General features: G+C 68.2%; 15 protein-coding genes and 1 pseudogene. 11 read left to right on the forward strand and 5 right to left on the reverse strand.

The window, feature by feature from the left end; translation table 11 throughout:
* Window positions 1-44: 44 nt before the first annotated feature.
* Window positions 45-248 carry a hypothetical protein gene (locus tag IO33_RS53010; RefSeq protein ID WP_245235986.1) on the reverse strand — a complete coding sequence of 68 codons (204 nt, stop codon included), beginning with the start codon at window positions 246-248 and terminating at the stop codon, window positions 45-47.
* A gap of 628 nt (window positions 249-876) precedes the next feature.
* Between IO33_RS53010 and IO33_RS53015 the strand changes: the two genes are divergently transcribed.
* Complete coding sequence (locus IO33_RS53015) at window positions 877-1,389, forward strand: hypothetical protein (protein ID WP_245235987.1); 513 nt, start codon at window positions 877-879, stop codon at window positions 1,387-1,389.
* An 83-nt stretch (window positions 1,390-1,472) separates the two neighbouring features.
* Here IO33_RS53015 and trxA read toward each other — a convergent pair whose 3' ends face one another.
* Both trxA and IO33_RS0138025 read right to left on the reverse strand, forming a co-directional pair.
* Window positions 1,473-1,799, reverse strand: coding sequence for a thioredoxin (gene trxA / locus IO33_RS0138020; protein WP_031173633.1), 327 nt, complete (start codon window positions 1,797-1,799; stop codon window positions 1,473-1,475).
* 215 nt (window positions 1,800-2,014) lie between these two features.
* Complete coding sequence (locus IO33_RS0138025; protein WP_031173634.1) at window positions 2,015-2,416, reverse strand: ankyrin repeat domain-containing protein; 402 nt, start codon at window positions 2,414-2,416, stop codon at window positions 2,015-2,017.
* Window positions 2,417-2,796: 380 nt separating this feature from the next.
* On the opposite strand from IO33_RS0138025, the pseudogene IO33_RS48330 reads away from it, so the two are divergent.
* From IO33_RS48330 to IO33_RS51875, 3 genes and pseudogenes are all read left to right on the forward strand, one after another.
* Window positions 2,797-3,495 (forward strand): annotated as a pseudogene (locus tag IO33_RS48330) (pentapeptide repeat-containing protein); the annotation flags it as partial.
* Between the two features lie 574 nt (window positions 3,496-4,069).
* A complete protein-coding gene (locus IO33_RS53020; RefSeq protein ID WP_245235990.1) occupies window positions 4,070-4,468 on the forward strand; it encodes a Pycsar system effector family protein in 399 nt (132 codons plus the stop codon).
* Window positions 4,387-4,617, forward strand: a complete 231-nt coding sequence (locus IO33_RS51875; RefSeq protein WP_245235991.1) for a hypothetical protein — start codon at window positions 4,387-4,389, stop codon at window positions 4,615-4,617. The genes IO33_RS53020 and IO33_RS51875 overlap by 82 nt, the downstream gene beginning before the upstream one ends.
* A gap of 132 nt (window positions 4,618-4,749) precedes the next feature.
* Here the strand turns inward: IO33_RS51875 and IO33_RS0138040 are convergent, their stop codons facing one another.
* Entirely contained in the window at window positions 4,750-6,033 is a 1,284-nt protein-coding gene (locus IO33_RS0138040) for a hypothetical protein (protein WP_031173637.1), read from the reverse strand.
* 328 nt (window positions 6,034-6,361) lie between these two features.
* Here IO33_RS0138040 and IO33_RS44925 point away from each other — a divergent pair, with 328 nt between their 5' ends.
* The 4 genes from IO33_RS44925 (at window position 6,362) to IO33_RS46275 (ending at window position 8,884) form a co-directional block, all read left to right on the forward strand.
* On the forward strand, window positions 6,362-6,985 hold the full coding sequence (locus IO33_RS44925; protein WP_425347996.1) for a hypothetical protein: 624 nt from the start codon (window positions 6,362-6,364) through the stop codon (window positions 6,983-6,985).
* 207 nt (window positions 6,986-7,192) lie between these two features.
* Window positions 7,193-7,504, forward strand: a complete 312-nt coding sequence (locus tag IO33_RS0138050; RefSeq protein ID WP_031173638.1) for a hypothetical protein — start codon at window positions 7,193-7,195, stop codon at window positions 7,502-7,504.
* A gap of 52 nt (window positions 7,505-7,556) precedes the next feature.
* Complete coding sequence (locus tag IO33_RS0138060; protein WP_031173639.1) at window positions 7,557-8,234, forward strand: hypothetical protein; 678 nt, start codon at window positions 7,557-7,559, stop codon at window positions 8,232-8,234.
* A gap of 77 nt (window positions 8,235-8,311) precedes the next feature.
* Entirely contained in the window at window positions 8,312-8,884 is a 573-nt protein-coding gene (locus IO33_RS46275; RefSeq protein ID WP_051927210.1) for a hypothetical protein, read from the forward strand.
* Window positions 8,885-9,077: 193 nt separating this feature from the next.
* Here IO33_RS46275 and IO33_RS50755 read toward each other — a convergent pair whose 3' ends face one another.
* Window positions 9,078-9,659 carry a hypothetical protein gene (locus tag IO33_RS50755; RefSeq protein ID WP_157857997.1) on the reverse strand — a complete coding sequence of 194 codons (582 nt, stop codon included), beginning with the start codon at window positions 9,657-9,659 and terminating at the stop codon, window positions 9,078-9,080.
* A gap of 396 nt (window positions 9,660-10,055) precedes the next feature.
* On the opposite strand from IO33_RS50755, the gene IO33_RS50760 reads away from it, so the two are divergent.
* The 3 genes from IO33_RS50760 (at window position 10,056) to IO33_RS0138085 (ending at window position 12,246) form a co-directional block, all read left to right on the forward strand.
* Window positions 10,056-10,205 (forward strand): hypothetical protein, encoded by a 150-nt coding sequence (locus tag IO33_RS50760; protein WP_157857998.1) that lies wholly within the window; start codon window positions 10,056-10,058, stop codon window positions 10,203-10,205.
* Between the two features lie 392 nt (window positions 10,206-10,597).
* The gene (locus IO33_RS0138080; RefSeq protein WP_063765857.1) at window positions 10,598-11,182 is read left to right on the forward strand and encodes a TetR/AcrR family transcriptional regulator; all 585 of its coding nucleotides are present in this window, start codon (window positions 10,598-10,600) and stop codon (window positions 11,180-11,182) included.
* A gap of 83 nt (window positions 11,183-11,265) precedes the next feature.
* On the forward strand, window positions 11,266-12,246 hold the full coding sequence (locus tag IO33_RS0138085; RefSeq protein WP_031173644.1) for a zinc-binding dehydrogenase: 981 nt from the start codon (window positions 11,266-11,268) through the stop codon (window positions 12,244-12,246).
* The last annotated feature ends 291 nt before the right edge of the window (window positions 12,247-12,537 follow it).

Below are 12,537 nucleotides of genomic sequence, written 5' to 3' on the forward strand. Positions count from 1 at the left end.
GCGGCGAGCACCGAGGAATTGCGCAGCTTCGGAACATTGCCTCTTCACCAGTACTCCTCAGCGACGAGGACGGCACCATCCACCCCCAGCTCCAACCGCTCGCGGAACAGCTCGGTGCCGCCCAGTCCCCCAGCGCTGTCATCGCCTGGACCCGCCGCAGCGACTCGGCCCGGATGCTGGCGGGCCTCGCCGCACAACACCAGGAAGTCACCCACGACCTGCTCGACGGCCTGCCCCAGGTCTGGCAAACCTCTACGTCCGCGAACTCCTCGTCGCCGCTGGCATCCTGCCCAAGCGACAGGAGGACTTCGCCCGCCTGCGTCTCTGGCTCAACGACGCGCTCGCAGGCCTGCCCCCGCACCACGCCCGCGTCATCTGCCCGTTCGCCGAATGGGGCGTCCTTCGTGACGCCCGACGCCGGGCGGACAAGGGCCGCTACACCGCCGGCGCCGCCGCGAATGACCCGACGGATATCCGGACCGCGATCAAGTTCATGACCTGGCTCGACGACAACTCGATCACGCTCGCCGACCTCAGCCAGGAAGTTCTCGACGTCTGGCTGACCAGCAACTCCTCCCAGGTCCGGGGCCTGTCGGCGTTCATCCGCTGGGCCGTGGCCCGCCGCCTGACGGGCAAGGTCACCGTTCCGGTGAAGAGGTCGGGACTGCCCAGCCGATTCCTGCACAGCGACGAACCTCAACCAGCAGCTTCGCCGCTGCCTCAACGACGACAGCCTCCCGCTGGAGGCCCGCATCATCGGCTCCCTGACCAAGCCTCTATGCCCTGCCCACCACGCGCATCGTCGAGCTCACGACCGACCGCTTCCATCGGGACGGTGACGACGCCTACCTCACGATCGACCGAAACCCCGTCCTCTTGCCGCCCAGGCTCGCCGTCCTCATCGAGAAGCAGATCGCCAGCCCTAGCTGCCGCACTTCCGTCCTCCAGCAGCCGCACGACGGCACACCCGGCTTCTTCTTCCCCGGCCGCCCACCGAGCCGTCCCCGACGTGCGGACAGCGTCCACAGCTACATGAGGAAGCACGGCCTGCCGGGCATCAGCGCCCGCAACACGGCCATGGTGGAAGCGATCACCGATCTCCCGCCCATTGTCGTCAGCGACCTGTTCGGCGTGCATCCCCACACCGCCTACGTCTGGGCCCAGTACGCCCAGAACAGCTGGGCGGAATACCTCGAAGCCGCTGTCCCAGGGTTACCGTACGTCGAGGCCAGTGCTACACCCTGCGCATCACGGGCGTGCCCGCGGTCCACCGCCAGCTCCTCGCCCGCTGCCAACCGCTCGACGGCGGCCAGGGTGTCCCTGCCGTCCCTGCCCAGCGCAAAGGCCCGCCGCGAGTACGCGAACCGCGTCAGCAACCTCGCCCAGTAACCAAGATCATCCCGTGGCCGCCCTGGACGCGCCGGGACTGGACGAGGACGACGACGGGGCCGGGCAGGGCTAAAGTCCCCGTCTCAGAGAGTGTTGCCCCGCTGGACAAGCTGCTTCAGGCCTTCCGGGTTGGCTCCGACCAGCTCGCCGACCTTGACCCCGTCCTTGAAGACCAGGAAGGTCGGCATGGCGTTGATACCGACCTCCCGCGCGATGTCCTCCTGCGCGTCGACGTCAACCTTGCAGAAATCGACCCCGGAGTTTCCTGGATCATTCGAGAGCTCTTCCAGCACCGGACCGATCGCCCTGCATGGGCCGACCCAGACTGCCCAGAAGTCGATGATGACCGGCTTGGAGCCGTTGATGATCTCCTTGAACTGGGTGAGGCTCGTGATGGGAGTGACAGACATGCTCAGGCACCTCGCTTTGGTGACTCACGGCAATCGAACAATCACGTAAGGTGATATTAGCGTGCCGGGAAAGATGAGGGGCGCCAGCTCGCCCCGCCCGCCTCCTATGCGCGGCCGCACTGGAGCCCGCCGAGCGCGCCGCGCTCGACCAGGGCGTAACTGTGAGCTGGCCACATCGCGTGACCGCGTCAGAAGCATCGCGATGTGGCGCAGTGTCACTCTCCGCGGAAGAGCTCCAGCAGACCCTGCCGACCGAACACACGTGCGGCTTCGACGGCTGATGGAGTTCCCGCCGCAGGATCCGCGCCATGCGCCAGCAGGGTCCGGACGATCTCGTCCTCACCCTTGAACACCGCTCCAGCCAGAGGCGTCTGACCCCGGCCGTTGACTCGGTTCGCGTCCGCCCCGCGATCCAGAAGTGCGATTACGGCGTCGAGGTGACCGTGATAGGCAGCCAGCATGACCAGTGAATCACCGCGGTCGTCGGTCAGGTTGACCGGCACACCAGCGTCCACATACGCGGCGAGAGTGTCGGTGTCTCCATGCCGAGCCAGGTCGAAGACCTTGGTGGCGAGCTGTTGAACTTCGGGGTCAAGCTCGTCGATCGAATCAGTCACGGTGAGTAGTCCTGTTGTTTCATAGTGTAATGGGCAGCTTCAACATAGCCGACCGTGAACGCGCTGGCGGGCATTGATCTGCATATCTGGGGACGACCAGACCGCTCGAGAGCCGGGGAATAGTGCAGGGTCGGCACACCGACTCTTCACCAGTGCCCGGCCTGTGGCTCACCGCCTGGCGGCACACCCACCCGACCTGCTTCGACCGGCTGCGGTCGTGGGCCACCCGCCGCTTCCGCACCGCCCGCTGATCTGACGCCCTGCCTGGCCCTCGCCCCACCCCGCACACCGGGGCCGGGCGAGGACCGGACAGGCCGCCCGGCCGCAGGTGGCGCCCCGCCGACAATGGGAGGCATGACGCAACCAATCTCGTGCGGGCAGTGAGCCCACCCGTTGTTCCGCAGGAGCCGCCCGACTGGCCGTACTGCGGACACGGCGCCGACCCGGTCACCAACCCGGTCGGCTGCCGCGGCATCCACGTCCTCGATCACGCCGCATGCTTGGCCCACCTGAGCGACGTCGACCGTGCCGCCTACCTCGCCGGCCTCGTCCCTGGCGATGACATCAACCACCGCGGTACCCCGTTCACCGAACCCCTTCTCAACGCACTCCTCCATGCGCTCGGAGATCCGAACACCTTCTGGGGCTACCCCCGCCTTGGCCCAGCCCGGTTCGACGGCGCGACGTTCACCGGGCGCGCCGGGTTCTCCGACGCGACGTTCACCGGCCTCGCCTCATTCGATGAAGCGGCATTCACCGGGCCCGCCGAGTTCGGCAGGGCGACATTCACCGGGCCCGCCGAGTTCCGCAGGGCGAGATTCACCGGCAATGCCGCGTTCGACGAGGCGACGTTCACCAGCTACGCCCGGTTCGACTACGGGACGTTCACCGGCATTGCCTGGTTCGACGAGGTGACGTTCACCGGCGACACCCGGTTCGTCGGTGCGATGTTCACCAGCGGCGCTGTGTTCGACGGGGCAACGTTCACCCGCACCGCCTGGTTCGGTGGGGCGACGTTCACTGGCCCTGCCGGGTTCGACGGGGCGATCTTCCGCGGCCTCGGGAGATTCGTGCAAACCAAGTTCGAGCAAACCCGGCAGTTCGGGCCGCTGCTGGCTCACCGAGGGCTGCTCCTGGACGAGGCGCAGTTCGTGCAGCCGGTGCGGATCGAGGTGAGCACGCTCGGGCTGTCCTGCCGCCGTGCACGCTTCCCCGGCGGCGTGCAGCTCCGGTTGCGGTGGGCCCGTGTCGTGCTGGACGACGCCGACTTCCCTGCGCCATCGATCCTCACTGGCATCCCCCAGCTGGCCGGTGACCGCCTGTCGGCCCCGGAACAGCGCACTACCAGGGCCTGGCAACGCCTACTGGGAGAGGAGATCTCCGAGCGACCGCAGCTGCTGTCCTTGCGGCGCGCCAACGTCGCGGGCCTGGGGCTGAGCAACGTCACCGCTGCGGACTGCCTGTTCGCCGGCGCGCACAACCTCGATAAGCTACGCCTGGAAGCCGACGTGGGTTTCACGACTACCTCGGCCCCTCGGGGCAGGGGACCGCAGAGCTGGGATTGGCGGCAGGTGATCGCCGAGGAACGCGTCTGGCGGGCCGCCCCGTCACGTCGCTGGGCTAACCGGCTGCCTCGCTCGGCTGCAGCTGCGGTTGAACGGGTCTTCCGGCCGTTCCCTCCTGGTCGTCAGGCCCCGCCTGCGCGGCGACGACAAGGCGTCCTTCCCGTACTGGGCATGCCTGAACGAAGACGAGATCCGGGCCTGCATGGACGGCGACACCCGAGCCGCCCGCATTCGGGTCCTGTCCGTCCTGGCCATCGCCAAGTTCACCAAACTGCGGCGCGCGGTCGACCTGTCCCTGGCCGCTCTGGCCCTTCTCGCCCTGGCCGCCGCCGGCCTGGCGCTACAGCGGCCGCGATGGCGCGCACCCGCCTGGAACGCGTCCGCGCCTCGGTCGGCATCGCCGCCCTGGCCCTCCAGCAGATCCAGGACGACCTCACCGCCGACGACCTCGACGCCCCCGAACTCGCCGCGCCCCTGCGCGAACTGAGCGAGGACACCGACCCGCCCGGCGGGTTCCTGGCCTCCGTCGCACAGTTGCTCACCACCGCCGCGCAGCGAGCCGAACGGATCGACAACGCCGGGCAGTGCCTGACCTGGTCCGCCCGCTCCCTCGACCCGCAAGGAGACGGCGAATGACCTCGGTGCTGTACCCGGACCTGCCGGATACTGGTAACCCGGGCTATTGGGAGTTACGGAATGGTCGACCTTCCTCGGCCTGGCGCGAGCTGCTTGTGTACGACTCCTGGGGTGGACGTCGACCCGCACGGGTTAGTTGGCTTCCCCCAGGTAGCTCAGGGCTTGGCGGAAGTCGTCGAGGGCTGCCCTGAACTCGCCGGCGGCGGTGTGGAAGGTCGATCGATCGATCAGGTTCCTGGCCAGTGTTCGCGTTCCCTCCGCCGGGTTGTGCTGAGACAGCTGACGGGCCAGGCCCACTCCGCCGTCGAACAGGGAGCGCACTCGCTCCGCGAACAGATGGGTGCGGTTCTCCCAGTAGACGGCGGAGCGGAAGGTGAGAAGGCGGTGCAAGCGGACCAGTTCGGCCAGATGCTGGTCCGGATCCTGGGTGGCTCGCGAAGCGAGGGCGTCCACTTCCTCCCGGAGGGCATGGCGGCTGTCGAAGTAGCGCTGCTTGGCATCGGGCGACCACTGCATGGGCGCCGTCCCCGAAGGCGGACGCGGTCCATCGGCGGCAGGCCGATCGCTTTCGGCGCTGGAGAAGGTCAGCAGCACCGCCCAGAACGACGCTTGATAGCCACTCCAAGACTTCCGCTCACCGGTATCGGCCAACTCCGTCAGCAAGACGAGTGCCTCTTGCCGCACGAGGGCCGCCTGCTCGTCTCGGTCGTGAGTTTCGAGCATCTGTGCGTACCCGATGAGCGAGTAGAGATGGCAGGCCATCGGGCCGCGGTCGTTCGCGGCCTCGGCCGCTTCCATGCTGACGAGTGTCTCGAACGCGGCGAGTGCTTCGCTGGGCCGGCCGGCGTCGTGGAGAGCGGCGGTCCAGTCCAGCAGTGACCAGGCAAGACCCCCACTGCTGGGCCCGTCGGGCAGGATCGCTGCGACCAGCTCGGTCATGGCATCGGCAGCCTCGGCGTACCGGCCTTCCTCGGAAAGACCGGCAGCCCACTCGCGCAGCCCTTTGACCACGGGCTTTCCCGACAGTTCCGCCTGCGCACGGCTGATGGCGAGCATCTCGGCGCGCATGGCGAGTCCTTCGGTGCGTCGGCCCACGGTGTACAGCTCTCTCTGACACGTGTCGAGGGCCCCGTACAGAACATCCGCGCGGGCGGGTTCGGCCGGATCGATGGACCGCGCCACGGCCACCGCCTCCTCGCACAGCGCGAGAGAGGAGGCATGCCTTTTACCGGAATCGCTGTCGTAGCTCAGGCGTTGTAGTGCCCTGGCCAAGAGCGGCAGGTACGAGGCGGGGCTGACCTGAGCGAGCACCTGGTAGGCGTCGACTTCTTCGCGCGGCGTGCGGCGACCCGATGCGAGCAGCACATTCCGCGCTCGGACGATGTCGTCCTGATCGACTTTCCCCGAGTGATTCATAGGGGAGATTCTGGGTGCCCCAGAGAGGGCCGAACAAGGCTCGTCACCTGTGCCGTTCCTCCTACGAAAACGCCCTCTGACCTGTCATGATGGGTGTGACATCACTTTCCCGGGGCGTACTGGCAACTGAGGCTATTCAGAGGACAGACGCCGGGATCTGAGCTGCAAGATCCAATAGGGCTGTGTTGCGGCTGGTGCGAGTGCGGATGCCGAGCCGGTTGAGCCGCACTGTCAGGTGGCTAGCGGTCATCGCTTGTCCGGCGCGGCCGCCCGGGAAGAGCCACGGACCTTGCTCGTTCTGTCCCAGGACAGCGAAAGCCTGTCGACTGTGCGCCCGGCGCGTGCCCGAGGACGTCGTCCCCGCCCAGCACCAGGCCATGGTTCGCTCGCACCAGCAGCTGGCAGCCGAAGGCTTCAACACCATCGTTTCGCCGACAACCTCTATCGCCTGGAGCCGTTCCTCAAGCGGCTCTCGCAGGTCCGGGAGGCCGACCTCCAGCGCGACGGCAGCGAGGGCCTGGGCGATCTGCTGCTGGTCCGCCGCTTCTTCGGCCCGGAGATCCTGCCGCTGTGGCGGTGGAGGCCGGGCTCAGGCCTGGTGACCGGCCGGGACCGCGTCGCGGAGATCCGCCTCGGGCAGCAGTACCTCACCCTGGCGTTCCGCGACGACGTCGACGGCGAGGGCGACTTCGGCTTCGGCTTCGGCTTCGGCTTCGGCTTCGGCTTCGGCTTCGACGTCATGCTGCCCTGCCCCGTCGACCCGGAGTGCGCCGGGCAGGCGAGGGCGCCGGTCTACTCGGTCACCGACTTGCACAAGGCGCTGACCGGCGCCATGGACAACGAGCCGGACGTCATCTGCACCGTCCACGGCGACGGCGTCGACGACGACCAAGACGACGACCCCGAGGCCCGCGCAGACCTCGAGGCGCAGTACGCGGACGCGGTGGCGTGAGCCGCTGCCGCCGACGGCCCGCACCCGCACCCGCTCACCCCAGCCGAACTCCCGGCCGGGGATGAGTGGTGGCAGGGCTGCGAGGCCTGCCACCTGCCGATCCAGGGCGGGGCCGTCGGCCTCGCCGCGCACCGCCGCACTGTTCACACCCACGCCGGTGATCCCCGGCGGCCCATCACGATTCGGCTCGATTACTGATCAGGACCCGTGACCGCCCAGGCCAAGGCCGACACCTTCGCCGCGTTCCGCGACTGCTTCGCTGCCGACCTCGCCGCTCTCATCGGAGAGCAGCCGCCGCGTTCGACCAAGCCGATTGCGTTTGCGTTCATCGAGCTGGTCGAACAAGTCCGCGACGTCCCGGGCGCGTCCAGCCTCGGTAACTGGCAGGACGGCAGCGAGGACCTCGGCTCCGCCGTCACCTACCTCACCGACGCGCTGGCCAGCCCGGCCGTTGACCAGCCCTCGCTTCTGACCTGGGCGCGCACCCACCTGCGCGACGCCATCGCGACGGCTGGCTGAACCGCGAGTCGAGCGCACTCTGTGCCGCCCCGGGCCTTTCGCGGCCGGGGCGGTGCGGTGGCCAATCAGACAGCCGACCCTCCGAGCCGGAAGGCCCTGCCGCCTGAAGCCCGCCCAGATCACCGTCGTCCGCGACGGTCTGTTCACCTCCCGCCGCCTGTTCGCCGACATCTCCGACACCGTGCCCGCCGCGCAGCGCCTGGTGAAGGAGCACTTCGGCCGACGCCCGTGGGCCGCCGTGGAGGTGGTGGTCACCTCCACCAACCGGATGTCCCGCCTGGCCGTCATGTCGCAGAGCGCGGCCGCTGGCCTGAAGCCGGAGGCATGGGACGGCAAGACGCTCACCCTGACCTCCCGCCCGCACGACCTGTACGCGGTGGCAGTGATCGCCCCGAACAACACGATCCGCGTCCTAGTCAACACCCAGCGGCTGCGCCGCCGCCAACGCGAGGTCGGCTCGACGCTCGTGTGGGCGTTCGTCGAGGTCGACCAGCTGACACGCAAGGGCGCCTGGGACCACCGCATCGCCCTGACCCGGCACGAACTGGGCGTCAACGTCCTGCCCAAGGACAAGGCCCGCGCTCTCTACCGGGTCGAAGGGGGCTGGGAGGCCGAAGCCGAGAAGGTCACCGGGCAGATCGTCGGCAAGGTGATCCGGCAGAACCGGCAGGCCGAGGCCGCCGCCGAACGCGAAGCCGCCGGCACCACCGCCGCGCAGAGCGCTGCCTGACCCGGCACCGTGCCGCCCCGGCCCTCCCCGGCCGGGACGGTGCGGTGCCCCGTCAGCCCGCCCCGCAGGAGGACCCATTGCCCCGCACCATCACCACGACGGCCCCCGACCGCCTCACCGCCGTCCTCGCCGACGTCCTCGGCACCGACTGGACGCTGCCCACCGTGCCGGAGTGGCCCGCCGTCTTCACCAGCGACGCCGCCGACCGTGACCTCACCTGCTACCCCGACTGGAAGAACGGCCGGCTCATCTTCGAGCTGTCCCCGGCCGGGGCCACCTCGAACGACTTCGACCGCCGCCGGTTCGCGAAGTACAGCCCCGACCTGACCGGCTACGACACCATCCACGACTGGCTCGCCCGCGGCGACCTGACCGCCGTCACCGACGCTCGCGCCGTGATCCTGGAGCGGCTGGTCGAACAACCCCTCCCTGAGCGCGTGCCCCTCGCCGACCCGCTGCAGACCGAGCGCGAGCACCTGGCCGATCAAGCCAAGGAACTGGCCGCGCACGCCTCCCACTTCGCCGCCGGCCTCATCTGGTCCCAGCCCGTCGCCGACGACGCCCAGCGGCTCGCCACCCTCGCCCGCGACCTCGCGCACACCGCGACCCGCGTGGACGAGCTGCGCGGCTACAAGAACCCCCGCCGTTGACCGAGGGCCGCGGCTCCGTGCCGCCCCGGCCTCACCTGTCCGGGGCGGTCGCGGTGTTCCGCCACGACCAGCACCGGAAGGAGGGGAGGGACATGCCTCAGTCTTACTGGGAGGTTGGCGTCCCGACCAAGAACATCGACCAGCAGGGGCGACGTCTCCTGTGACTGAGTGCCTCAGTTGGCCTTCTTGTGCATCACAGTTGGCCACCGCCTCGGCTCGTTGCCTCGCCTTGATCCGAAGAGTCCTGCGTTCGGCGATCTCGTGCAGAGAATGCACCACCGAACGCACTCTCCAGCCGTTCGGTCGCGACCTCGGCAAACAGCCCTACGAGCACACCCGTGGCGCCGAACGCGAAAACGTTGACGTTCTCGGCCGATGTGGGAGCAGCGAAGAAGCCACCCCGGACGACCAGATAGAACCCCACGGCGAGGATCGCGCCGATCGGCGGCGTAAGGAAGTACCACGGTACGTACCATTTTCTGACCTCTGGGGAAGTGAAGTCCCCGCGGATGCGGAGCAGCATGCGGATGGAGCCACCCAGTAGGCCGCAGAACGCCACACACAGAAGAATCCGCCGCTCCGGGGATACGGTCCAGGACCAGCCCAGTAGGTGAAGTCGGGTGGGACCGGCCAGATCTGCTGGCTCCGGCCACAGGGCGATGAGACACACCAGGGGCACGTTCGACAGCAACAACAGCAAAGCGACCAGCCCGTAGACCTGCCATCGCGGCAGGTTAGCGGCCCCTGGAAGGTCTCTCTGATCGCCTGCTGCCATGCTTCTCTACCTTCCAGTGCCGCACAGAAGAGGCCGCGCCGAGCCTAGCAAGTCCAGGAGCTTCCAGAAGGCCCATGCCGTGCTGAGCGCAGGCGTGGCCAACTGAAGGGCGCAACGGCCAACTGAGGTGCTCAGTCACAGCAGCCGGGCAATGTGCCGGGTCTCGCGGCGTCCAGAAGTGGCCAGACCGTCGGACGTGCATCTGGCTGGGCACCGAGGCTCAGCCGTGCCAGCGAGTGCCTGGAGGTAACCCCGGAGGCGACTCGCAGGGGTGGCCAATTACAAAGCTCACTGGCCAACAAGAGCGCTCCGTCACATCTCCACGTTTTCGTCAGCCTGGCCGACAGCCCTCTCACCGCCCGCCAGGCCGCGCACGACGCGTACGACAAGTCGCTGTTGCTGCACCGGGCCGGCAGGAGATCCCGCACGATCAGCGGCTGGGGTGTCCGGGGGCTGCGGCCCGACTGGGACCTCGGCTGGAACAAGGCGACGGCCGCGCCCTGGGCGAACCCCCACGGCCTGACCGGCACGCGCCGCACGTTTTGAATCCGCCCCAGGACAGGCGTCAAAGGCGTCCAAACCAGCCGCCTGCCCCGGGCCACCCATCCCGCGCGAAACGAGAGGGAGTCACCAGTATGTCCTCCACCGTGCGCGTACACGGCCCCTCCGGGCAACGCGCCCTCATGCGCGGCAGGAGAGACGGTCGGGCCCCCTCGCTTCCGACCTTTTGCCACCTCCTACTTGGAACTCTTGAAGGCTGGCTGCGTGGTCGGTGATTACGGCGTAATCACCGACCAGCACGGAGGCGACGGCCGAGTGCTTCCGGAGCGCGGCAGTCTCCCGCCACCAGCGACGGTCACGCTTCGCATTGCCGCAATCTACGCCCGCTCCGAACGTCAACACTTGTTCTTGAATGGCCGCTCATCTATAGTTGCCTCATGCCCAGACCTCGAGAGTTCGAGCCCGAGTCAGTACTGAACGTGGCCATGCTGCGGTTCTGGGAGCGCGGGTACCGGGCGACGTCCATCGAGGATCTGGTGAAGGCGACCGGAGTGAAGCCCGGCAGCCTCTACAGTGCCTTCCCCGGCGGTAAGCACGCGCTGTTCCTGAAGTCGTTGGAGCGTTACTCCAGGTTGGTCGTCCCTGAGAAGTTGGGCGAGCTGGAGGCTTCGGACGCGTCGGTGGCCGAGATCCGCGGCTACTTCGACGGCCTAGTGCGCGACCTGCTCAGCCCCGAGGGTCGGCAAGGCTGCCTGCTCGTCAACACGGCGATCGAGAAGGCCGCAGAGGACGACGAGGCAGCGGCCGTCGTACGCGGCCATTTGGCCCGGCTCGAACGGTGCATGACCCACGCGCTGGAGAACGCGGCTCGCAGGGGCCAGGTGCGCGCATCGCTGGACTGTGCCGGCAGTGCCAAGCTGCTAGTCGCGACATGCCAGGGGCTGATGGTGGTCGGAAAGGCGAATCCCGATGAGACGCTCCTGCGGGCGATCGTCGACAACGCCTTTACTGCCCTCGGCTGACGGTCAATCACTTGGGCCACCGTACGGGTGGCCCTCTTTTTCGCCCCAATAGTTGAATACATGCTCAAGAACGGAGTCACGACATGAAGGCCATCGTCATTTCCGCCCACGGCGGCCCCGAGATGCTCATCCCTACCGAACTGCCCGACCCCGTACCCATCGACGGTGAGGTGCTGATCCGAATCAAGGCGTTCGGCCTCAACCACGCCGAGGTGTACATGCGCAGGGGAGCCTGGGGCGAGGTGGCGGCCGTCCCCGGGATCGAATGCGCCGGTGTGGTGGAGGCCGACCCATCCGGAGAACTCCCCGCCGGGACCCCGGTGGTGGCGATCCTCGGCGGCATGGGCCGGACCCGCAACGGCAGCTACGCGGAACTGGTGACCGTGCCGGCGACCAACGTGGTGGCCGTGCACTCGTCGCTGGGCTGGGCCACCCTCGCCGCGGTGCCTGAGGTGTACGCGACGGCGTGGAGCGGCCTGTTCGGCAATCTGGACGTGCGGCCGGGCGAGACGATCGTGGTCCGGGGAGCGACATCCTCACTCGGCCAGGCTGCCGTCAATCTAGCGATCGACCACGGCGCAACCGTGCTCGCCACGACCCGGAACCAGGCGCACGTACCGCTGTTGAAGCAACTCGGGGCCACCGACGTGCTCATTGATGACGGCGTGCTCGCCGACCAGGTCAGGGAGCGGGAAGTCAGCGTCGACGCGGTGTTCGACGTCGTCGGCAACAGCGTCCTGCGTGACTCGCTGGCCCTGGTCCGACCCCGCGGACGGGTCTGCCAGCTCGGCTTCCTGGGCGGCTTCGACCCGGTGCGGGACTTCGACCCGATCACCGATCTCCCCAGCGGGGTCCAGCTCAGCTTCTTCGGCAGCGCCTTCGTCCTGGGCACTCCCGCATTCCCGCTCAGTGGCGTGCCGTTGGACGAGATCTACGCCAAAGTCGCAGCCGGTGTCCTCCGGGCTTATCCCACCCGGGTCTTCCGGTTTGACGAGATCGTGGAAGCCCACCGGGCGATGGAGGCCGGAGAAGCCCTCGGCAAGATGGTCGTCACCCTCGACTGAACCCCCATACCCTCTCTCGGTCGCCATGGGCGCCGGTCGCGCCCGAAGAAATTGGTCGGGATCGTCCCTGCTCTGCCACGCCACGAACTCGCCACGGCTGGCTATCAAGCGGGGCGTGGCACGCCGTTGCTGGATTCGGGACGGGTGCGGCAGGGTTACGGCCCGTGCCCGCCTTCCCCCGCCGATTCGTCGGGGTCTGCTGCACGATCGGGTGACATCTGAACTGGCTTGCCTTGTAGGGCGGGTGGGAAGGATGTCGCTGTGCCCAAGCCTTATCCGGAAGAGTTCCGC

The organism is Streptomyces durhamensis, assembly GCF_000725475.1.
In the GTDB taxonomy this organism is placed as follows: domain Bacteria; phylum Actinomycetota; class Actinomycetes; order Streptomycetales; family Streptomycetaceae; genus Streptomyces; species Streptomyces filipinensis.